21 protein-coding genes are annotated in these 21,635 nt (G+C 62.6%); 12 read left to right on the top strand and 9 right to left on the bottom strand.

All coding sequences use genetic code 11. The features are described from left to right. Positions 1–54 precede the first annotated feature (54 nt). Entirely contained in the window at positions 55–837 is a 783-nt protein-coding gene (locus AD670_RS24625; protein ID WP_053138459.1) for a DUF2242 domain-containing protein, read from the top strand. A gap of 1 nt (position 838) precedes the next feature. Here the strand turns inward: AD670_RS24625 and aceE are convergent, their stop codons facing one another. Next, positions 839–3,499 carry a pyruvate dehydrogenase (acetyl-transferring), homodimeric type gene (gene aceE, locus AD670_RS24620; protein WP_053138456.1) on the bottom strand — a complete coding sequence of 887 codons (2,661 nt, stop codon included), beginning with the start codon at positions 3,497–3,499 and terminating at the stop codon, positions 839–841. 145 nt (positions 3,500–3,644) lie between these two features. On the opposite strand from aceE, the gene AD670_RS24615 reads away from it, so the two are divergent. Together AD670_RS24615 and AD670_RS31540 are read left to right on the top strand one after the other, a co-directional pair. After that, positions 3,645–4,121 carry a MarR family winged helix-turn-helix transcriptional regulator gene (locus AD670_RS24615; RefSeq protein WP_053138454.1) on the top strand — a complete coding sequence of 159 codons (477 nt, stop codon included), beginning with the start codon at positions 3,645–3,647 and terminating at the stop codon, positions 4,119–4,121. A gap of 26 nt (positions 4,122–4,147) precedes the next feature. Beyond that, positions 4,148–4,405, top strand: a complete 258-nt coding sequence (locus tag AD670_RS31540) for a hypothetical protein (protein WP_156338302.1) — start codon at positions 4,148–4,150, stop codon at positions 4,403–4,405. Positions 4,406–4,413: 8 nt separating this feature from the next. Here AD670_RS31540 and AD670_RS24610 read toward each other — a convergent pair whose 3' ends face one another. Both AD670_RS24610 and AD670_RS24605 read right to left on the bottom strand, forming a co-directional pair. After that, complete coding sequence (locus AD670_RS24610) at positions 4,414–5,448, bottom strand: AraC family transcriptional regulator (RefSeq protein WP_053138451.1); 1,035 nt, start codon at positions 5,446–5,448, stop codon at positions 4,414–4,416. A gap of 4 nt (positions 5,449–5,452) precedes the next feature. Next, the gene (locus AD670_RS24605) at positions 5,453–6,583 is read right to left on the bottom strand and encodes a carbon-nitrogen hydrolase family protein (RefSeq protein ID WP_053138448.1); all 1,131 of its coding nucleotides are present in this window, start codon (positions 6,581–6,583) and stop codon (positions 5,453–5,455) included. 211 nt (positions 6,584–6,794) lie between these two features. Between AD670_RS24605 and AD670_RS24600 the strand changes: the two genes are divergently transcribed. Continuing rightward, positions 6,795–8,834 carry an NADPH-dependent 2,4-dienoyl-CoA reductase gene (locus AD670_RS24600; protein ID WP_053138445.1) on the top strand — a complete coding sequence of 680 codons (2,040 nt, stop codon included), beginning with the start codon at positions 6,795–6,797 and terminating at the stop codon, positions 8,832–8,834. A 57-nt stretch (positions 8,835–8,891) separates the two neighbouring features. Then, positions 8,892–9,782, top strand: a complete 891-nt coding sequence (locus AD670_RS24595) for a 1-aminocyclopropane-1-carboxylate deaminase/D-cysteine desulfhydrase (RefSeq protein ID WP_053138442.1) — start codon at positions 8,892–8,894, stop codon at positions 9,780–9,782. Here the strand turns inward: AD670_RS24595 and AD670_RS24590 are convergent. The 3 genes from AD670_RS24590 to AD670_RS24580 all read right to left on the bottom strand — a co-directional run bounded on the left by AD670_RS24590 (position 9,772) and on the right by AD670_RS24580 (position 12,407). After that, positions 9,772–10,329, bottom strand: a complete 558-nt coding sequence (locus AD670_RS24590; RefSeq protein WP_053138440.1) for a cytochrome b — start codon at positions 10,327–10,329, stop codon at positions 9,772–9,774. The two genes, AD670_RS24595 and AD670_RS24590, sit on opposite strands and share 11 nt — an antisense overlap. A 113-nt stretch (positions 10,330–10,442) precedes the next feature. Continuing rightward, on the bottom strand, positions 10,443–11,270 hold the full coding sequence (gene phnX / locus AD670_RS24585) for a phosphonoacetaldehyde hydrolase (protein WP_053138437.1): 828 nt from the start codon (positions 11,268–11,270) through the stop codon (positions 10,443–10,445). 27 nt (positions 11,271–11,297) lie between these two features. Further along, the gene (locus AD670_RS24580) at positions 11,298–12,407 is read right to left on the bottom strand and encodes a 2-aminoethylphosphonate--pyruvate transaminase (RefSeq protein WP_053138434.1); all 1,110 of its coding nucleotides are present in this window, start codon (positions 12,405–12,407) and stop codon (positions 11,298–11,300) included. 112 nt (positions 12,408–12,519) lie between these two features. On the opposite strand from AD670_RS24580, the gene AD670_RS24575 reads away from it, so the two are divergent. Then, the gene (locus AD670_RS24575) at positions 12,520–13,380 is read left to right on the top strand and encodes a LysR substrate-binding domain-containing protein (protein WP_053138431.1); all 861 of its coding nucleotides are present in this window, start codon (positions 12,520–12,522) and stop codon (positions 13,378–13,380) included. On the opposite strand, the gene AD670_RS24570 is transcribed toward AD670_RS24575, so the two are convergent. Continuing rightward, positions 13,350–14,246: a LysR substrate-binding domain-containing protein gene (locus tag AD670_RS24570; RefSeq protein WP_053138428.1), complete on the bottom strand. Its 897-nt coding sequence runs from the start codon at positions 14,244–14,246 to the stop codon at positions 13,350–13,352. The genes AD670_RS24575 and AD670_RS24570 overlap by 31 nt on opposite strands. 258 nt (positions 14,247–14,504) lie before the next feature. On the opposite strand from AD670_RS24570, the gene AD670_RS24565 reads away from it, so the two are divergent. Next, complete coding sequence (locus tag AD670_RS24565; RefSeq protein WP_053138425.1) at positions 14,505–15,830, top strand: MFS transporter; 1,326 nt, start codon at positions 14,505–14,507, stop codon at positions 15,828–15,830. A gap of 108 nt (positions 15,831–15,938) precedes the next feature. Then, the gene (locus AD670_RS24560) at positions 15,939–16,646 is read left to right on the top strand and encodes a YebC/PmpR family DNA-binding transcriptional regulator (protein WP_032889871.1); all 708 of its coding nucleotides are present in this window, start codon (positions 15,939–15,941) and stop codon (positions 16,644–16,646) included. 227 nt (positions 16,647–16,873) lie between these two features. On the opposite strand, the gene AD670_RS24555 is transcribed toward AD670_RS24560, so the two are convergent. Continuing rightward, entirely contained in the window at positions 16,874–18,178 is a 1,305-nt protein-coding gene (locus tag AD670_RS24555) for a protein kinase (RefSeq protein WP_053138868.1), read from the bottom strand. 40 nt (positions 18,179–18,218) lie between these two features. Continuing rightward, positions 18,219–19,313 (bottom strand): cell division protein ZapE, encoded by a 1,095-nt coding sequence (gene zapE / locus AD670_RS24550; protein WP_053138422.1) that lies wholly within the window; start codon positions 19,311–19,313, stop codon positions 18,219–18,221. Between the two features lie 221 nt (positions 19,314–19,534). Here zapE and AD670_RS24545 point away from each other — a divergent pair, with 221 nt between their 5' ends. The 4 genes from AD670_RS24545 to AD670_RS24530 are packed head-to-tail and all read left to right on the top strand — an operon-like array spanning position 19,535 to position 21,614. Beyond that, positions 19,535–20,026, top strand: coding sequence for a spore coat U domain-containing protein (locus AD670_RS24545; RefSeq protein ID WP_172681525.1), 492 nt, complete (start codon positions 19,535–19,537; stop codon positions 20,024–20,026). Next, positions 20,020–20,562, top strand: coding sequence for a spore coat protein U domain-containing protein (locus AD670_RS24540; protein WP_053138417.1), 543 nt, complete (start codon positions 20,020–20,022; stop codon positions 20,560–20,562). Before AD670_RS24545 ends, AD670_RS24540 begins: the two co-directional genes overlap by 7 nt. Positions 20,563–20,580: 18 nt before the next feature. Next, complete coding sequence (locus AD670_RS24535; RefSeq protein WP_053138414.1) at positions 20,581–21,123, top strand: spore coat protein U domain-containing protein; 543 nt, start codon at positions 20,581–20,583, stop codon at positions 21,121–21,123. Continuing rightward, the gene (locus AD670_RS24530; RefSeq protein WP_053138409.1) at positions 21,123–21,614 is read left to right on the top strand and encodes a spore coat U domain-containing protein; all 492 of its coding nucleotides are present in this window, start codon (positions 21,123–21,125) and stop codon (positions 21,612–21,614) included. The genes AD670_RS24535 and AD670_RS24530 overlap by 1 nt, the downstream gene beginning before the upstream one ends. Positions 21,615–21,635 lie beyond the last annotated feature (21 nt).

Here is a 21,635-nt window from a genome sequence, read left to right as displayed (position 1 = left end):
AAGGCCTCGTTCTGTTGCACAATACCGCCCGGACCGTTTTCCTCAGGATTTTCAATGTCGACATCATTCCACTTGCGTAGCCTCGGGCTGGCGCTGGTGCTGGCGGGCGCCGCGGGCTGCTCGTCACCCAAGACCGCTATTTATGAACATGAGAACTTCGACGACTCCGGTACGTTTTCCCGGGATTATCCGGTCAGTGATACGGCAGCGTGCGAAGCCGCGCGACGTGCCTTGCTGAGCCAGGGCTACATCATCACCAGCAGCGATCCGAAACTGGTCGTGGGTAACAAGAGCTTCCAGCAGACCGGCGAAACTCACCTGCAGATCAGCTTCAACGTGGTGTGTGCCGATGATGGCAAGGGCAAAAACCACTCGACGATGTTTGCCAACGCCCTGCAGGATCGTTATGCACTGAAGAAGGTCAATAACTCCGCGAGCCTGGGTGTGGGCGTGCTGGGGTCGGTGTCGATGCCGATCGGTTCCACCGATGACTCGATGGTGAAGGTGGCCAGTGAGACAGTGTCCGCGCCGAAGTTCTATGACCGTTACTTTGCGTTGGTGGATGTGTTCCTGCCCCAGGAAGTGAAGAAGGCTGAGCATATCCCCGAGCAGCCAAAGGCCGACCTCGGTGTACCGGAGCCGAAGGCCGCACCGGCTGTCGAGAAGGTCGAGGCGCCGAAGGAAGAGCCTGCCGCGCCAGCGGCCTCGGAGCCGGTTGTGCCTGCGCCTGAAGCCGCACCGATTGCACCGCAGGCCGAACCCGCACCTGCTGCGACCACGCCGGACCTGCCGCCGCCGACAGAAGCGATTCCGCCCCTGCCGACGCCTGCGCAGTAAATCAAACGGCTACGGGGTCGACCTTGTCGACGTTGATCCCGTAGCGTTTGATCGCTTCACTGACCTTGTCGCGACCGATCGCGCCGTCATCCGCCAGCGCCTTCAGGGCAGCCAGGGCGATGAAGTGGCGATCCACCTCAAAGAACGCACGCAAGGCTTCCCGGGTGTCTGATTGCCCGAAGCCATCCGTGCCCAGTGCGATAAAGCGTCGGCCTGGCACAAACGGACGAATCTGATCGGCGAACAGTTTCACGTAGTCCGTCGCCACCACCACTGGCCCGGTTTGCCCGGCCAGGCATTGCTCTACATAACTCACGCGAGGCTCGCTTTCCGGGTGCAGCAGGTTCCAGCGTTCGGCCGCATGCCCGTCACGGCGCAACTCGGTGAGGCTGGTCACGCTCCACACGTTGCTGTGCACGCCGAAGTCGGTGGCCAGCAGTTCAGCGGCGGCGATCACTTCTCGCAGGATCGAACCACTGCCCATCAATTGCACTTGTGCCTGAGGGTTGGCGCTGAGCCGGTACATACCCTTGAGAATGCCGTCTTCCACGCCTTCGGGCATGGCCGGGTGCGGGTAGTTTTCGTTGAGCAGGGTGATGTAGTAGTAAATGTCCTCTTGCTCGACATACATGCGCCGCATGCCCTCGCGGATAATCACCGCGAGTTCGTAGGCAAAGGTCGGGTCATAGGAGATGCAGCACGGAATCACCGACGAGAGGATATGGCTATGACCATCGTCGTGCTGCAAGCCTTCGCCCATCAGCGTGGTGCGCCCGGCGGTGGCGCCGAGCAGGAAGCCGCGTGCTCGTGCATCGCCTGCGGCCCAGGCCAGGTCGCCGACGCGCTGGAAGCCGAACATCGAATAGAAGATATAGAACGGCACGGTCATCAGGCCGTGGTTGCTGTAGGACGTACTTGCTGCGATCCACGAGGAAATGGCGCCGGATTCATTCAAGCCTTCCTGCATGATCTGTCCGTCTTTGCTCTCCTTGTAATAGCTCAGTTGCCCGGAGTCCTGTGGGGTGTAGAGCTGGCCGACGGCGGAGTGGATGCCGATCTGACGGAACAGGCTTTCCATGCCGAAGGTGCGTGATTCGTCCGGCACGATGGGCACGATCAGTTTGCCCAGGTGTGGGTCTTTCAGCAGGGTGCCAAGGATGCGCACGAAGGCCATGGTGGTTGAGATCGCGCGCTCGCCAGTGTCCTTGAGCTGAGTGGCGAAGGCGCTCAGTTCGGGGATCTGCAGCGATTCGACCGCCGTGTGGCGCGCGGGCACATAGCCGCCCAGGGCCTGGCGACGTGCGGCGAAGTAACGGGCTTCTTCGCTATCGGCTGTGGGCTTGAGGTACGGAATTTCAGCGAGTTGCTCATCGGGTACTTCCAGGCCGAAGCGATCGCGGAAGGCTTTGACGGCGTCGGCGCCCATCTTCTTCAATTGGTGGTTGATGTTCTGGCCTTCGCCGGCTTCGCCCATGCCAAAGCCCTTGACGGTTTTTGCCAGGATCACCGTCGGTTGGCCGCTGTGACGCACGGCGGCGGCATAGGCGTTGTAGACCTTGTCCGGGTCATGGCCGCCTCGGGAGAGTTTCCATATGTCGTCGTCGGACAGGTCCGCAACCAGTGCCAGCAACTCCGGGTATTTGCCGAAGAAGTGTTCGCGCACGTAGGCGCCGTTCTGGGATTTGTAGTTCTGATAGTCACCGTCCACGCATTCCATCATGCGTTGGCGCAGCAGGCCGCTTGTGTCTTTTTCCAGCAGTGCATCCCAGCCACCGCCCCAGATCACTTTGATCACATTCCAGCCGGCGGCACGGTACAGGCTTTCGAATTCCTGGATCACCTTGGCGTTGCCGCGTACCGGGCCGTCCAGGCGTTGCAGGTTGCAGTTGACCACGAAGATCAGGTTGTCGAGTTTCTCGCGCCCGGCCAGGGAAATGGCGGCCAGGGATTCCGGCTGGTCCATTTCGCCATCACCCAGGAATGCCCAGACCTTGCGGCCCTGGTGTTGCTTGAGGTCACGAAACTCCAGGTAGCGCATAAAGCGCGCCTGATAGGCCGCCGTGATCGGCCCGAGTCCCATGGACACGGTGGGGAATTGCCAGAAGTCCGGCATCAGCCGTGGGTGGGGGTACGACGAAATGCCTTCACCACCGACTTCGCGGCGGAAGTTATCCAGTTGTGCTTCGCTGATGCGGCCTTCGAGGTAGGCACGGCCGTAGATGCCTGGCGAGGAGTGGCCCTGGATGTACACCAGGTCGCCGTCGAAGTTGTCGGTGCGGCCACGGAAGAAGTGGTCGAAACCTACGTCGTACAGTACAGCGGCTGACGCATAAGTGGCGATATGCCCACCCACGCCTGAGTGCTTGCCTGCACGCAAGACCATGGCCATGGCGTTCCAGCGGATAAACGCATTGGTGCGGCGTTCGATGGCCAGGTTGCCGGGGTAGGGTAACTGGCGATCCACCGGGATGGTGTTGACGTAAGGCGTGGTCACCCGCCCGTAGAAGTCGCCATGCCGCGCCACGTCAAAATCCAGCAACTGATCGATCAGGTAGTGGGCGCGCGAGCGGCCTTCGGTGGACAGCACCGATTCGATGGACTCCAGCCACTCGCGGGTTTCCTGTGGATCGGCGTCGCGTCTGACTGCGTTATTCGGGGTCATGTGAGGCTCCAGGGTCGGCGGATTTCAAGTGGCGGGCTCCTTGTGGGAACGTCGCCAAAGTTGTTGCAATTGCAACTACATGGCCGAATCTAGCGCGGGATGAGCTACTATTGCAACCTTCTTGAAATCCACCGGATGGTGTTGCATGTCGTCGAAAGAGCCCGATGTATGGTTCCGTTTTGTCAGGGCCCACAGGACGGTCATCCGTGAAATCGAGCGCCGCCTGGCGGCCGCCGACTTGCCGCCTTACGCCTGGTACGACGCACTGTGGGGCCTGGAAAGCGGCCCCGAAGGCACGCGCCGCATGCACGAATTGGCCGATGTGCTGGCCATTGAGCGCTATAACCTCACGCGTCTGGTCGACCGCCTGGAAAAGGACGGCCTGGTGGTGCGTTCACGCTCCGACGGCGATGGCCGCGCCGCATTTGCGTCGATCACCGATGCCGGCCGGGCGTTGCGTAAAAAAATGTGGAAGATCTACGAAAGTACGGTGGACGAGTTGTTCCTGTCGCAGATCGAACCGGAGCAGCGCCGGGCGTTTGCCGAGGCGTTGGAGCGTACCGCCGGGATGGCGGTGGAGGTAGGTGTTCAAACCCGTGGCCGACGCAAGTCTGAAACTTGATGCATTGCATTTCAGTGCATGCCTGATTGCAATCGCGCCTCAAAACCCCGGTGCTAAATCCGCATAACGCTGCTACGTTTAATCTTGGAGTGCAGGAACGTCATGACGTCGACATTTTTTCGTCATCACGGCACTTTAGGCTGGCTGTGCAGGTCATTTATCTGCAGCCGCTTTTAATTCAAAACAAGGAGCCCACCATGGACGAATATCAGGAAGAACTGCTGGAGTACCAGGCCTTTGAACTGGATCCCCTGGATCCGGCCGATGATGCCACCGAGCTGTAAGACCGACTTCAGGCGGAATGCCGCTGACTGCGGCGAAATTCCCCTGGGGTCTGGTTGTTCCATCGCCTGAACGCCCGTTGAAACGCTTGGGCCGAGGCAAAACCGAGCAAGTAGGCGATTTCGCCGAATGCCAGTTCCGTATCGCGAATGTAGGTCATGGCCAGGTCGCGGCGGGTATCGTTGAGAATCGCGCGAAACTGTGTGCCTTCTTCGGCCAGTTTGCGGCGCAGTGTCCAGGTCGGCAGCTTCAAGCGTGCCGCCACTTCTTCCAGGTCGGGTTCCCGGCCGCCATTGAGCATCGGCCCGAGCAACCGGGTAATCCGCTCGCGCAGGCTGCGGGTACGGGTCAACTGCTCCAATTCCCTTTCACACAATTGCAGCAACAGCTGCCAGGTGCTCGGGCAATGCTGCGGATTGCGCAGGGCCAGGGTGGATTGGCTCAGGCGCACTTGATTGGCCTCGGCGCCGAACTGGATCGGACCATCGCCCAGCACCGCGTACCGTTCGCTGTAGTCCGGCGCTTCAAACTCGATTTCAATCCGCTGCGCCTGCACCGTTTGCTGGGCCAGGCTCGACAGTTGCTGCAGCCAGCCGGCGATGATCGAGTCCACCACAAAACGGTTATAGGCGTTGTACGGGCTGATGGAATAGAACCGCAGCCAGGCGCCTTCGGCGTCTTCGTGAAAACTCGATTGCCCGCGATAGTTGGAGCCGTATAGCGCTTCGAAGCGGGTCAGCGTGCGAGCCGCTTCGCGCACGTTGGGCGCCTGGGCGGCAGTGACCCCGGCCAATCCCGCCTGGCTCAGGCGGCTGCACTGGCCCATGCGCAGGCCCAGGGCGCAGTCGCCGGTCAACTGGATGGCAGCATGGCCCAGGCGCATATAGCGTGGAATCGACAAGCGTGCGCCGGCTTCCGCGAGGCGCGCCGGGTCAAGGCCGTATTGCAGCAGCAGCGGTTGCGGGTCGAGGCCGTGGCTGTGGATCGCGTCGGCCAGGGTGTGCACGAAGCCCACCGACAGATCCCCCAGGCGCACCGGCTTCACGGGGTTACAGCCAGATATTCAGCAGACGCGCGCCACGGGCGTCGCCGTCGGCGTTGATCTGCCCGTTGCTGCTGAGAAAACTATGCCCGGCGGTGCCCAGGTCCCAGAACTGCCCGCGCAGGAATACGCTCATGCCGGCGCTGGCCTGGCTGATCGGCGCTTGGCTGATCAAGGTCAGGCGGCGCCACGCTTCGCCCTCGCTGAGCTCCTCGGGCTTGAGGCTGATTTCCTGTGGCGTGGAGACACTTTTGAAACCGCGCCATGGCCGGTCCCAGGTATCGCGGCCGAGCACAAACGCCGGTACCGCGATTAACTGCGCCCCTTGCTCGTTGAGCTTGCGGTAGTTGTCCGGGTACCAGCTGTCACTGCCCACCAAGACGCCCAGGCGGCCGGCCGGTGTATCGACCACACTGACGACGTTTTCATCGCCGGGCTCGATAAAGCCGCGCTCGTCGTAGATCGGATAGAGCTGGCGCTGGGGATCGCCGATGGGCAAGCCGTCAGCATTAAACACCACGCTGGCGTTGTACAACGCCCCCGAGCCGACCAGCAGTTGTCCCTGGCTGACACTCGGGTTAGGCAAGGCGATGGAGCCGGCCACCAGCGTGACGCCAAACTCCTTGGCCAGGCCGCCGAACAGCACCTGATAGTCCCGCGCCATGCCCTTGGCTTTCATCCGCAGATAGGCGTCATCGGTGCGATTTTCGCCGGTGGCACTGATCCAGGCGCGGGCAAAGAGCAGCGGGTTGCTGACCGATAGCCAGTTCATCGCATCCTTCACGTGCAGCGCCTGGTACACCTCATTTTTTTCGCCGGTCAACATGAGCCAGGTGCCGATATGTTCGGGCAGCACCACGATGGTTTTTTCGTTGATCAACCCCTGGTCCCGGGCCTTTTGCAGGTAAGCCGCGAGCTTCAGGTGCAGGCGTTCCAGGCTCTGGTAATCGGCCGGAAACAGCTCCGGCTGAATGCCCAGCAGGTTACCGCGATCGGCGGGCAGGCCTTCATTCACGGCCAGGGTGATGCGCAGGTCCGACAGGTAATGCGCCACGGGGCGCTCCTGGGTCCAGACCAGATACGCGGCGACGGCGGCAACCAGGGCCATGGAGACGGTAAAAGCTAGAAGTTTACGCATGGGGCAACAGACAACAGACCGGGTGCAGGGTTCGCGACTAGGGTAGGGCCCATGCAGCGGCTTGCCAAGGGGCGCTGTGCATTTGGATCAATAACTTGTCAGTTTCAGTCATTGAGCCGTTGTCCACCGGCTCTTAGTCTGTGGGACATAAACCGATGGGGTGCCATTCGAGCCCCCCACGTCCCGTGATGATCCGTTGTGGAGCTGTACCATGACCGCTGCTGCCTACCCGCACCTGCTGGCCCCGTTGGACCTGGGTTTTACCACCCTGCGCAACCGTACCCTGATGGGGTCGATGCACACTGGCCTGGAAGAAAAACCCGGTGGTTTCGAGCGCATGGCGGCCTACTTTGCCGAGCGCGCCCGTGGTGGCGTCGGGCTGATGGTCACCGGCGGCATTGGCCCGAATGATGAAGGCGGGGTGTACTCCGGCGCGGCCAAGCTCACCACCGAAGAAGAAGCGCAGAAGCACAAGATCGTCACGCAGGCCGTGCATGAGGCGGGCGGCAAGATCTGCATGCAGATCCTCCACGCCGGCCGTTATGCCTACAGCCCCAAACAGGTCGCGCCGAGTGCGATCCAGGCGCCGATCAACCCGTTCAAGCCCAAGGAGCTGGACGAGGAAGGCATCGAGAAGCAGATCCAGGATTTCGTCACCTGTTCGCTGCTGGCCCAGGTCGCCGAGTACGACGGCGTGGAAATCATGGGGTCCGAAGGCTACTTCATTAACCAGTTCCTCGCCGCCCACACCAACCACCGCACCGACCGTTGGGGCGGCAGCTACGAAAACCGCATGCGTCTGGCGGTGGAGATCGTGCGCCGCGTGCGTGAAGCGGTGGGCCCGAACTTCATCATTATCTTCCGCCTGTCGATGCTCGACCTGGTGGAAGGCGGCAGCGTCTGGGAAGAAATCGTGCAACTGGCCAAGGCCATCGAGCAGGCTGGCGCGACCCTTATCAACACCGGGATTGGTTGGCACGAAGCGCGTATCCCGACCATCGCCACCAAAGTACCGCGTGGCGCGTTCAGCAAAGTCACTGCCAAGTTGCGCGGCGCGGTGCAGATCCCGCTGATCACCACCAACCGCATCAACACACCGGAAATCGCCGAGCAGATCCTCGCCGAAGGCGATGCCGACATGGTCTCGATGGCGCGGCCGTTCCTCGCCGACCCAGAGTTCGTCAACAAGGCCGCCGCCGGCCGCGCCGATGAAATCAACACCTGCATCGGCTGCAACCAGGCCTGCCTGGACCACACCTTTGGCGGCAAGTTGACCACCTGCCTGGTTAACCCTCGGGCCTGCTATGAAACCGAACTCAACTATTTGCCGGTCAAGCAGGTCAAGAAAATCGCCGTGGTCGGCGCCGGTCCCGCCGGCCTGGCGGCTGCCACCGTAGCGGCTGAGCGTGGTCACCAGGTGACCTTGTTCGATTCGGCCAGTGAGATCGGCGGCCAGTTCAATATCGCCAAGCGCGTACCGGGCAAGGAAGAGTTTTTCGAGACCCTGCGCTACTTCAATCGCAAGTTGCAGACCACCCACGTCGAACTGTGCCTCAACACCCGTGTCGACACCGCACAACTGGTGGCGGGCGGTTACGACGAGATCATCCTGGCCACCGGCATTGCGCCGCGTACGCCGGCGATTCCGGGGGTTGAAAATGCCAAGGTGCTGAGCTACCTGGACGTGATCCTCGAGCGCAAGCCGGTCGGCAAGCGTGTGGCGGTGATCGGCGCCGGCGGCATTGGTTTTGACGTCTCGGAATTCCTTGTGCACGAAGGCGTGTCCACCAGCCTCGACCGCGAAGCGTTCTGGAAGGAATGGGGCATCGATACCCAGTTGCAAGCCCGTGGCGGTGTGGCCGGGATCAAGCCGCAACCCCATGCACCGGCGCGTGAGGTGTTCCTGCTGCAACGCAAGACCTCCAAGGTCGGCGACGGCCTGGGCAAGACCACCGGCTGGATCCACCGTACCGGCTTGAAGAACAAGCGCGTGCAGATGCTTAACAGCGTCGAGTACCTGAAGATCGACGATGACGGCCTGCATATCCGCATCGGCGCCGAGGGCGAGCCGCAGCTGCTGGCCGTGGACAATATCGTCATCTGCGCCGGGCAAGACCCCCTGCGCGAATTGCACGATGGCTTGGTCGCGGCGGGGCAGAATGTGCACCTGATCGGCGGCGCCGATGTGGCGGCCGAGCTGGACGCCAAGCGCGCGATCAACCAAGGCTCACGCCTCGCCGCCGAGCTGTAAGACGACGCAAGGGGCGGTGTTAGACTACCGCCCCTTTTTCGATGCAGATGCCGCCCGATGGGTCCTTTCGATTGGCTTCCCCATGCACCGCTTGAACCGTTAGCGCTGGAGTGGCTGAACGGCGTCGAGCTGGCCGTGCTGCGCCTGGACCGTATCGACCCACTGATCAGCGGCAATAAGTGGTTCAAGCTCACCCAACACCTGGCCCAGGCGCAGCAGGCCGGTGCCAGCGGCATCGTCAGCCTCGGCGGTGCTTACTCCAACCATCTGCACGCGCTGGCAGCGGCGGGCAAGCGCTTTGGTTTTCCCACCGTCGGCCTGTTGCGTGGTCACCCTCAAGACACCCCCACAGTCCTCGATCTGAAAGCCTTTGGCATGCAGTTGCATTGGCTGGGCTATGCCGGCTACCGCGCGCGCCACGCGGAGGATTTCTGGTTGCCGTGGCGCGCGCAATATCCCGATCTTTACCCTGTGCCCGAAGGCGGCGGCGGGATGGCCGGGGCATTGGGTTGCGGGGTCTTGGTCGAGCAGGCACGCCGGCAATTGAGCACCGTGGGCTGGGCCGATTACGACGCATGGTGGTTGGCGGCAGGCACCGGTACGACGTTGGCGGGGTTGGCGCTGGCGGAGGCGGGCGCGCATCCGGTGTATGGCGCAATGGCGGTACCGGATGATCATGGTGTGGCGCAGAACGTGAGTGCCCTGGTGCAGGGTGGTTATGAATTGCTGGACGCCAGTCGAGGTGGCTTTGGGAAGGTTGATCCGCTGTTGCTTGAATTTATCGAGAGCACTGAACAGGCCTGCGGTGTACCGCTGGAGCCGCTCTATACCGGCAAGGCGTTGCTGGCGTTGAAGCAGCAGATCGAGGCCGGGCGTTTCGCACCCGGCACTCGCCTGATCTTCGTGCATACCGGTGGCTTGCAGGGCCGCCGAGGGTTTACAGCCTAGCGCGCTTACCCGGCATCATCCGCAGCGCCGTGTTATCACGCATCACATAATGATGAAAGATCCCCGCCAACGCATGCAGCCCGATCAGCCAGTAACCGACCTTGCCGAACCACACATGCCAGCCTTCAATCTCTTTGGCCAGCGCCTTGTTTTCAGCGATCAGCGGCGGCAACTCGATCCCGTAAAACATCACCGAATGCCCCTCGGCACTGACGATCAGCCACCCCGCAATCGGCATGCCGATCATCAAGGCGTACAGCGCGAAGTGCATCAGCGTGGCGAGCAGGCTTTGCCATTGCGGCGGGGCGGGGACGATCTTCGGCGCAACCCCCAGGCTGCGCGCGAACAGGCGAAGCCACACCAGCACAAACACGGTGAGGCCGAACATAAAATGCATCTCGACGATCAACGTCCGTGCACCGCTGCCTTTGGGAAACTGTCCGCGTAACTCAATGCAGGCGTAGACCACCGCCAGTAGCACCACCATCAACCAGTGCAGCGCAATCGACATGGTGCTGTAGCGCGTATCGGAATTTTTCCACGGCATCGCTGGGTTCCTCACTCATCAGGGCAAACCTTCGTTCTTTGGCGACGAAGTCCTTTTACTGTAAGCCTGTTTTGTGCGGTTTGCCCGGCGCGATGCCGTTGTTTTGACCTCTGTCAGTAGCTTTGCGGCATTTCACCGCGTGCAAGGCGCTGGTTGATGTCGGTGATGACGGCCGGCAGGTCGGTAATGGTGTCGATCAGGTAGTGGGGGCGCGAGCCTTCGAACATCGCTTCGATACGCGTGCGCTCGCTGGCCAACGTGGCGCTGTCCAGGGCGCGGAACTGCGCGTAGGTCAGGCCCAGTGCGTTGCCGGAGCAGGTCAGCGCCACGGTCCACATCCCGGCGCGACGGCCTTCGAGGATGCCCGGTACAGTGTCGTCAACCTTGACGCACGCCGCCACATCGTCAATACCCAGCGCGATCACGTTGGCGAGTGCCTGGGCCGGCCATGGGCGGCCGTTGGGCACTTCGTCGGTGGCGACCACGTGGTCGGCGACGTAGCCGTTGGTGGTGGCCAGTGCGACGACCTTGTCCATCACTTGCTTCGGGTAGCCGGAGCAAGAGCCGATCTTGATGCCTTGCACGCGCAACCGGGCGATGGTGTCGAGGGCGCCGGGGATCAGCGCAGAGTGTTCGGCGATCTTCTCGATCTGCAACGGCATGAAGCGCTGGTAGATCGCCGTCACGTCGTCATCGGTGGGCGTGCGGCCGAACGCCTGGCGGTAGCGCTCGGCGACTTGCGGCTGGTCGCACAGGGTGCGGATATGGTCCCACTTGCCCATGCCCATCGGGCCACGGGCTTCTTCGATGGAAACCTGCACGTCGAACTCGGCGAAGGCCTCGACAAAAATCTGCGTGGGGGCGAAGGAGCCGAAGTCGACAACGGTGCCGGCCCAGTCGAGGATAACGGCCTGGAGGGTGTTGGGGTTTTGATAGTTCATGGTTCAGATCCTGTGGGTAAGGGGCAATCAGATGTCCAACACTTCCATTTCTTCCAGCACCTCGGCGATCGCTTTGACCGCAGCGCGCATGCCGGCCGCGTCGACATGGCCGATACAGCCCACGCGGAACGTCTCCACCTGGGTCAACTTGCCGGGGTACAGAATGAAACCCTTGGCCTTGACCCGTTCGTAGAAATCCTTGAACTGGTAGCGTGGGTCTGTCGGGGCATGAAAGGTCACGATGATCGGTGCCTGGATCGCCGCCGGCAGGAAGCTGCGCAGGCCCAGTGCGGCCATGCCGTCGAGCAAGGCCTGGCAGTTGTCGGCATAGCGTCGGTGGCGCGCGGGCAGGCCGCCTTCTTCCTGGTATTGCAGCAGTGCTTCGTGCAGGGCGGCGACCACATGGGTCGGCGGGGTAAAGCGCCATTGGCCGGTCTTGAGCATGTAGCTGTGCTGGTCGAACAGGTCCATCGCCAGGGAGTGGCAGTTGCCCTGGGCGGCGGCCAGCGCCTGTTTGTCGGCAAAGACGAAGCCCATGCCCGGCACGCCTTCCAGGCACTTGCCCGAGGCGGCGATCAGTGCGTCGAACGGCACCTCGCGGGCATCGATCGGCAGCGCGCCGAAGGAGCTCATGGCGTCGATGATCAGGCGCTTGCCATGGTTTTTCACGACCTGGGCGATCTGCGGCAGCGGGTTGAGGATGCCGGTGCTGGTTTCGCAGTGGATCAACGCAACGTGGGTGATGGCGCTGTCTGCCGCCAGCAGGCGGTCCACGTCGGCGGCGGTGGTGGGCTCGTCCTCGGCGGTTTCAAAGGTGCTGAAATCACGGCCGAGCACTTCGCAGATCTTGGCCAGGCGCTTGCCGTAGGCGCCGTTGATCAGCACCAGTACCTTGCCGTCACGCGGGACCAGGGTGCCTATGGCGGCTTCGACCGCAAAGGTGCCGCTGCCTTGCAACGGCACGCAATGGTGGCTGCCTTCGCCGTGGAGGATCGCCAGCAATTGCTCGCAGACGCTGGCGGTGAGTTGGTTGAAACGGTCATCCCATGAACCCCAGTCCACCATCATCGCCTGACGGGTGCGGTTGGATGTGGTCAGGGGGCCAGGGGTCAGCAGGATCGGCGCGGCAGTGGTCATTTCAAGTCCTCGCAAGGCATCGGGGTTGAAGCTACGGCGCCTAAATTGCAGTTTGGCTTGTCATCAATCAAATTGTTTGTTGTTATGCGAGCTATCAGTGAGGCCGATAACCATGAACCTGTTCCAACTGCGCGCATTCGATGCCGTGGCCCGCGAGGGCAGCTTTACCCGTGCTGCCGCGCGGCTGTTCATCAGCCAACCGGCGGTGACCGGGCATATCAAGGCCTTGGAGGAGCACTACCAGATCCCATTGCTGCGCCGCACCGCCCGACGGGTGGAGTTGACCGAAGAGGGCGCGCGGCTGGCGGCGATCACACGAGCGATCTTTGGCCTGGTGGACGAAGCCCAGACGATGCTGGAGGCCAACCGCCAACTGCTGACCGGGCGCCTGGAAGTCGCGGCGGACGGCCCGCACCTGGTGATGCCGATGATTGCCTGCCTGCGCGCGCGCTACCCCGGGATTACCGTCAACCTGCGCCTGGGCAATGCCCAGGAAACCCTCGCCGCGCTGTTGTCCGAGCATGCGGATGTGGCGGTGCTCACCGAAGTGGAGCCGCGCAATGGCCTGCACCTGCAACCGTTGAACGAGTCGCGGATTTGCGCACTGGTGCCGGCCAGTCATCCATGGGCACAGCAACCCGAGGGTATTCGCCTTGAGCAACTCAACGACGTGATCATGGTGCTGCGCGAGCCCAGTTCCATCACCCGGCGCACCTTCGATGACGCCTGTGTGGCGGCGAATGTGCAGCCCAAGGTGCTGTTGGAACTGGACAGCCGCGAGGCGGTGACCGAAGCCGTCGCCGCTGAGCTGGGGGTGGGCGTGGTCTCGTCCATGGAAGTCAGCCCTGACCCGCGCGTGCAGGCCGTGGCGATCCAGGGCGATGGGCTGGTCAACCGGCATACGCTCGGTTGCATGGAGCGGCGTCGCTCGTTGCGCCTGATTCAGGCGTTCTTCGAGTTGGCGCCTGGCTGAAGGCTGTCGCGCACGATCTCCAGGAACGTCGCCACCACCCGGCGCGAACTCTGTTCCTTGAGGCATACCAGGGTTTCTTTCATGCGCTGGCTGCAATCGCGGATCGGCATGGCGCACACCCGTGAATCGGCGCCGAACTCCGCCGCCGAGACCACGCCCACGCCGATGCCCACCACCACCGCTTCACGCGCGGCCTCACGGCCTTCCACCTGGATCGCCGGGCGAATGCGCAAGCCGGCCTGGCTCATTTCCTGTTCCAGGGTCTGGCGGGTGACCGAGCCGATTTCGCGCAATACCAGCGGGGTGTCGTCCAGGTCAGCCAGGCAGATGGACTCGCGCCCGGCCCACGGATGGTTGCGCGCGACAAAGGCAAGCAACTGGTCGTCCGGGAGCGGCAGTGACAGCAGGCGTTCATCGTCGACATCGCGCCCCAGCAAGGCCAGGTCGGCCTGGTAGTTGTACAGGCGAAACAGCGATTCGTCGGTGTTGCCGGTTTCGATCTTCACGCTGATCCCAGGGTACAGCTGGCAAAACCGCGCGATCTGCGGCAGCACATGCACGGGGGCATCCACGGCGAGGGTGAGGGTGCCGGTGAGCAGCGCGCGGGAGTCCTGCAACAGTTCCTCGGCTTCGGCCTCGATCACAAACAGGCGCTGGGTGATGCTCAGCAGGCGTTCGCCCAGGTCGGTCAGGCGCACCGAGCGCTTGTTGCGATGAAACAACAGCACGCCGAAGCGCTCCTCGAGTTTGCGCACCTGGTCGGAAATCGCCGGTTGCGTCAGAAACAACCGTTCGGCGGCCTGGGTAAAACTGCCGTGGACGGCCACGGCATGAAAGGCTTTGAGTTGGGCGTGGGACACCGACATCGCGAATCCTCTTACAAGCTGAGCTTATATTTGAAATACGATAAATCGATTTTACCTATTAGTCAGCCATTGCTTTGATACGCCTCAACCGCCGTAGGTTGAGTCCTACAACCTACGGTGGTCATGGGCTCTGGGACACCGGACTCATCTGACCAATGTCGCGCTTTCCAGGGCTCGGCATTGCAGTGCTTAACCATAAAAACAACAGGCATTTGCTTCTCGATTCTGCCGGCACACTCACCTGAGGTCAGAACCACCATGAATATCCCTATGGGTAGCATCAAGCGTTGGCGCGTGCAGATTTTCGCCATCACCTGGCTGGCGTACGCCGCGTTTTATTTCACTCGCAAAGCGTTTTCCGTGGCCAAGCTGGGGATCGTCGACGACCCGAGTTTCCCCCTCGACAAAATGATGATGGCCAACCTGGATGGCATTTACCTGGCGGCCTATGCTGTCGGGCAGTTCACCTGGGGCATGCTGGCTGACCGCTTCGGGCCGCGTGTCGTGGTGCTCGGCGGGTTACTGATTTCTGCCGCAGCGGCGCTGGTGATGGGCACGTTCGCCACCTTGCCGATCTTTATCAGCTGCATGTTGATCCAGGGCTTGGCGCAGTCCACCGGCTGGTCGGGGTTGTGCAAGAACCTCGGCAGTTTTTTCCCGGCGCAGCAGCGCGGGCGGGTGTTGGGGTTATGGAGTTCGTGCTATGCCTTCGGTGGCCTGGTGGCGTCGCCCTTTGCCGGGTGGTGGGCGTACACCCTGATCGGCAGTTGGCATGCGGCGTTTATCTCCAGTGCGGCGGTGGTGGCGTTCGTGGCCGTGCTGTTCTTCATCTTCCAGCGCAACACGCCGCAGGACGTGGGCTTGCCGGCCGTGGAGCCGGAGCCGCTGTTGAGCGCCGAGGAGGCCGCCGCCGAGAAGCGCATCAGCGTGCTGGAACCGCTGCGGGCGATCTTGCGTAACCGCACCGTCTTGACCCTGGGGCTGGCGTACTTCCTGCTGAAACCGGCGCGCTACGCGATCCTGTTGTGGGGACCGGTGATCGTGTATGAGCAAATGCCCTCGGTCGGTAAGGTCGGCGCGGCCATTGTGCCGACGGCGTTCGAACTGGCCGGTTTGCTGGGGCCAGTGCTGATCGGGCTGGCGTCCGACAAACTCTTCGGCGCCCGACGCATGCCGGCCTGTGTGCTCAGCCTGCTGGCCCTGACCGTGGCCCTGGCGCTGTTCATGGGCGCGCTGCACACCGGCAGCGTGCTGCTGGTGATGGCCTTGCTGTTTGTGATGGGCCTGACCCTCTATGGGCCGGACTCGATGATCAGCAGCACCGCTGCCATCGACTTCGGCACCGCCAAGGCCGGCGCCACGGCCGCAGGTTTTGTGAACGGTTGCGGTTCGGTAGGGGCGATCCTCGGCGGGTTGCTGCCGGGTTACTTCGATACGGTGACGGTGTTTGTCGTGTTTGCTGGCGCCGCGCTGTTTTCCTCGCTGGTGCTGCTGCCCTACTGGAACGCCAGGCCGGCCGTGCTGGCGCAGGTCGGGGATTTCGTGCCGGAGCGCGGTGCTGCGATCAAACCCTTGCGAACCTGAGGGGTATGGCCGGTTTTTGGTGGATCAGAGCGTTTTTGCCCTATAAACTCTGCCCCCAAAGCGCCGGCCAGTAGACGTTTCGGCGCGATGTATAGAAGAGAGTGAGTCATGGGCGCACAGTGGAAAGTCAAACATAAAGAAGCGGCATCCAATGCCAAGGGCAAGATCTTCGGCAAGCTGGTGAAAGAAATCACCATCGCCGCCCGCAACGGTGCCGACACCGCGACCAACGCCCACCTGCGTCTGGTCGTGGAACAGGCCAAAAAGGCTTCGATGCCCAAGGAAACCCTGGAACGCGCGATCAAGAAGGGCGCCGGTCTGCTCGGTGAAACCGTGCAATACCACCGCGTGACCTACGAAGGGTTCGCCCCGCACCAGGTGCCGTTGATCGTCGAGTGCGTGACCGACAACATCAACCGCACCGTGGCGGAAATCCGCGTGGCGTTCCGCAAGGGTCAGTTGGGTGCTTCCGGCTCCGTGGCCTGGGACTTCAACCATGTCGGCCTGATCGAAGCCTCGCCGGACACCCCGGACGCTGATCCGGAGATGGCCGCGATTGAAGCCGGTGCACAGGACTTTGAAGACGGCGAAGAAGAGGGCGCCACCCTGTTCATCACCGAAACCACTGACCTGGACGCCGTGCAAAAAGCCCTGCCGGAACAGGGTTTCACCGTGCTGTCGGCCAAGCTGGGCTACATCTCGAAAAACCCGGTAAGCGGCCTGACCGATGAGCAGATGGCTGAAGTCGAAGCCTTCCTCGAAGGCCTGGACAACCACGACGACGTGCAGGATATGTTCGTCGGCCTGGCGGGCTGATTTATCCGCTGAAGTAACGCATTCAAAATGTGGGAGGGGGCAAGCCTTAATGCCAGTCAGTTAAGGCTTTTTGTAGGAGCGAGCTTGCTCGCGAAAAACTCATAGGCGCCGCGTTCATTCAGGAAGCACGCGTTATCGTTGACGTTTTTCGCGAGCAAGCTCGCTCCTACAGGAGGCGATGTACGCTTAACTGAATGGCATTAGGGCAAGCCCTCTTCCACAGTTGCTTAGTGGTGTTGGATGGATTGCAGCAAGGCGTTGATGTCTTCGAAGCTCGGCCGTGCCAACACGTCGGGCTGGCAACAGCTTTTCTGCAAATCCAACAGCGCTTCGTCAATCAAACCCGCCTCAACCCGCTCCAGCAATTCCCCCAGCAACACCCCGAACGCGCGCACTTCAATGCGTTGCAATGCTCGCGTTTCCAGGGTGTCCGCCAGGGCATGGAACGACGCCGCGCCGAAGTCGCCGAGCAAACAATCTCCCGCTTCATTCCACAGGATATTGTGACCATACAGGTCGCCATGGGTGATGCCGTGCCGGTGCAAATGCGCGGCCACGGAGGCGATGCCCCGTGCCATGCGCAAGGCTACGTCGACGCTGAAGCGGGTGGTGGGGTCGTAGACGTCGCGGGTGCAGGAGGCCAGGCTCGGCAGGGCGGCGAGGTTGCGGTAGCTCGGGTCGATCAGGTCCATGACCAATGCGGCCTGATCCTCAGGGGCACCCACCACGCGGCCTTGCACCTTGATCAGGTTAGGGTGCAAACCGGCGGCGATGCAGGCCTGCATTTCGTGCAGCGGCGAGCCGTCGCTGGTGATCGTGCCCTTATACAACTTGACGGCGACGGGCTTGGCCGTGGGGGTCCACAGGGCCTTGCGAATCACCCCCGAGGCGCCTTCGCCGAGCACGTCGGCCAGCTCCAGTTCCGTCCAGGCAATGGCCGGTGTCGCGTCGTCCGTCGCCACCTCTACAGCCATCTCCACCGGGTTGCCCGCATAGGCCAGCCAGGTCAGGCTCGGCAGTGTCAGCAGCCACTCGGGCAGGCGCGTGAGGCGGTTGGAGGCGATGCGGATCAGCTCCAGGTTGCTGCAGTTGGCCAGGCTCTCCGGCAACTGTGTCAGATGGTTCCCGGCGAGCATCAGCTTCTGCAGCAGCGGTCGCTCGCCCAACTCGCTGGGTAACTGGCTGATGCGGTTGTCGGTGAGGATCAGCCAGCGCAGCAACGGTGGCAGCGCGGCCGCGGGCACGTGGCTGATCTGGTTGGCCTTGAAGCCGATCATGCTCAGTTTGGCGCACTGGCCCAGGCATTCCGGCAGTTCGGTAAAGGCGTTGTCCGAGCAGAACAGCACGCGCAGGTGTGGCAGGCGGTGCAGGTCGTCGGGCAGTCGACTCAGGGCATTGCCGCTGAGGTTGAGGATTTCCAGGGAGTCGGCCAGCCCGAAGATTTCCTCAGGGAATTCGGTGAGCCCGCAGGACAGGTCCAGGCGCGTAATGCCGGCCAAGTGGTCGGCCTTGAGTTGGGCGAGGGTATTCATGAACGGCGCGGTCACTCGGCAAGGAGGGCGTAAATGGCGCTCATGATACCGGTTCGGTCAGCGGTTGCGGGTTGACCTGCTGCAATTGGCTCAGGCGGCTGGCGGTACGGGCCAGGTCGATGGCCTCGCCGCTCATCGCCTGGGCCAGGGGATGTTCGCCGATCAGGATCAGGTGCTTGTCCTTGTCGTAGAGCACGTCCACCAGGTTGATAAAGCGCTGCTGCACGGCGATTGGACACTCTGCCAGGTGGGGCAGGCCGTCGATGATCCACTGATCGAACGCCTCGCACAGCAGCAGGTAGTCCATCACTGCTGTCAGCTGTTCGCACAGGTCGTTGAAGGTGAATACGATGGTGCGGGCGTGATGCTGGCGGCAGATCAGTGTGCGGTTGCCCACCGTCAGCGTCTGCGCGGCGCCACCGCTGACAGGCGCGCCGAGCGCCATGCGCTGGGCCGGCGTGCCGGGCCACACATACCTGCCGGTGGTAAAGCGCTGCACGGCATGGGCCTGGGGCAGGCTACGAAAGTCCTGGGGCGAACTGACTTCCACTACGTCCATGCGCGCGGCGATCAAGTCGATCACCGGCTTGAAACGCTGATGGTACAGCGGGTTGGGCAACAGCCCTTCGGGCGCGTAGTTGGAGGTGACCAGCACCCACACGCCGCGCTGGAACAGGGCCTTGAACAGCCGGGTAATGAGCATGGCATCGCCGATGTCGTGCACGTGGAACTCGTCGAAACACAGCACGCGGCAGCCATCGAGCAGCTCATCCAGGGTCAAGGCGAGGGCGTCGTGCGCCGCCTGGTGGGTGAACATACCGCGGTGCAGTTGGGCGAAAAACCCATGGAAATGCACGCGCTGCTTCTCGGCGATGGGTAACGCCTGGAAGAAGCCATCCAGCAGCCAGCTTTTGCCGCGTCCCACCGGGCCGTGCAGGTACAGGCTGCGGGTGGGCTGGCCGGCGAGCAGGTGCCCGGTCTGGCGCGCCATCGCAGCGATGGCCTGGGCTTGGCCAGCACTGAGGGTATAGCCCTGCTGCAGGGCTTTGTTCTGAAAGAACGTCTGGATAGGTGCATCGTCGTGGGTGTCGGTTTTTTTACCGAGCAAACGACGGATAAGGGCAAGCACGGCCAATGCAAGTCACTCTGTAGTGCGGTGGTCGCTCACTTTAGGGCCCTCGTGGCGATTTGACCAATAGAGAAGGGCGCCGCCGGCTATCGCAAAACAGCATAGGTGGCGAAATCCTGTCCTGACTGGCAGATTTTTCCTGAGTGTCTAACCTCTACGCAGAAGTCACCCCTGTACAAGGATTTGGGGCTGTGAAGGGACGAGCAGTATTGACAGTGATGGGCGCGATGCTCTGCAGCACGGTTTACGCTGCGCAATTGCAAGTGGTGGTGCGTATCGACGTGCAGCGCGGCTGCCAACTGGTGGGCACCACCCGCAGCGCTGGCATCGAGCAACTGGGCCTACTGGATTTTGGCAGCGGGCCGCGCCTGGATGACCCGGCCGGGCCCTTGAGTGCCGCACTGATCAGCCAGCGCCAGCCGCGCCTGGAATGTAACCCTGACACCCCGTACCAAATGCGCGTGGATGGCGGATTGAACGGCGGTACGGGCGAAGTGCGTTACCTGAGCACGGGCGTTCCCGCCAGCAAACCCATCGCCTATCGTATCTACGCTGACGCCGCGCGTCGCATCCCCCTGCCGGTCAATGTGCCGCTCAGTGGCCGTGTACCGGACTCCGGCTCCGTCGACCTGCCGCTGTATGGCCGTATTGAACCGCTCAAGGACATCCCCGCCGTGGGCCGTTACACCGACCTGCTCAAGGTCACCGTCACATGGTAAGTCGCGGCTGGACCCTGGTGGCCATGGGCGGCCTGCTGTTGCTGGCCGAAGACGCCCGCGCGGCGGTGGCCAGCGGCTTCATCCAGGCGCGCATGGTGATCACCGCCAGTTGCGAGGTGAGCAAAGGCACCGACACGGCGCCGGTCAGCCCGACGGGTGGCACGGCGATGCTGGATTTCGGCAGTCAGGGCCCGACCTGGAGCAACCCCTTGGGGGCGGGGCTCTCGGCTGGCGATAACGCGCCGTTGACGGTCTCATGCAACCCGACAGTCGCCAGTTTTACCGTGACCATCGACGGTGGCACCAATGCCGTCGGCACCACCCGGCGCCTGAGCAACGGCCGCCAGACCATTGCCTACCACTTGATGGCCGACCCGCTCGGGCGTGTGCCCTACCGCATCGGCCAGCAACGCAGTTTTGTAGCCACCAACGGCACGCAAATGACCATCCCGGTGTGGGGCGCCGTGGTGGCTAATACCACGGCCCTCCCGGCAGGAACCTATACCGACACTTTGACGGTGACACTGGATTGGTAAATCAAAAGGATGACGATCATGCATGCACTTGTATCTCGAATCGGCGTAGGCGCACTGGGTCTGGCCATGGCCAGCGGCGCGATGGCAGCCACCACGGTGACCGGTCAGATCACCTCCAGCCTGACATTGATCGCCAGTTGCCAGGTCAACGGCTCCGGCGCGGCCACCGGCCTCAACTTCGGTAGCCTGAACTTCGGTACCACCAACAGCCTGTTTACCAACGCCGACGCCCAACTGCTGGGCGGTACCGGCACCGGCGGCGCGCTCTCGATCCTGTGTTCCAGCGGCACCACGCCAGCCGTGAAGGTGCGTGCCGGTGCCCATGATGGCGCCTCACCGGGCGGCACTCGGGCGTTGGCGGACGGCGCGGGCAACTTCGTGCCTTACGACTTCTACACCGACAGCGGGCACTCTGCGCTGCTGGCGATTGACGGCGTGATCACCCTCGCCACCAGCACCGGCGTGGCGCAAACCGTGAACCTCTATGGTCGCGCGGTGGGCAAGGCGGGGCTGCCGGCAGGCACCTATTCCGACACGGTGGCGGTTGAACTGACGTTCTGATGCGCTGGCTTGGAGCGTTGTTGGCGTGTGGGCTGGCGGTGCCGCTGCCGTTGTCGGCGGTGACCAGCCAGAGCTTCCAGGTGAGCGCGACCGTCACGCCCGGCTGCCTTGTCGTGGGGGCAGGTGCCAATTATGGCGCGCTGGCTTTCGGCAGTTATTCGGCCTTGGCCACCAGCACGGTGACTGCCGCACTGACCGCTGGGGTGACTTTGCAGTGCACGCCGGGCGTGGCGTTGAGCATGAGCGTCGATGGCGGCCTGCATAACAGCAGCGGGCGCAACTTGCAGCTCAACAGCGGCAGTGCGCGGGTGGCTTACCAACTGTTCCGGGATGCGGCGTTCAGTCAGAGCCTGGGGGTCAGCCAGAGCGTCAGCGTGACGTACAGCGATGCCAACAACATCAGCCTGCCGATCTACGGGCGGGTGGTTTTACCGGGCAATCAGCCTGGGGGGACGTACAGCGACACGCTGCAAGTGCAGCTGACGTGGTAGGGCTTACCGGTATAAGGAGTG

Source organism: Pseudomonas sp. MIACH (assembly GCF_001269925.1).
Taxonomy (GTDB): domain Bacteria; phylum Pseudomonadota; class Gammaproteobacteria; order Pseudomonadales; family Pseudomonadaceae; genus Aquipseudomonas.
The sequence above is the reverse complement of the archived record's forward strand: the minus strand, read 5'-3'. Positions and strand labels throughout refer to the sequence as shown.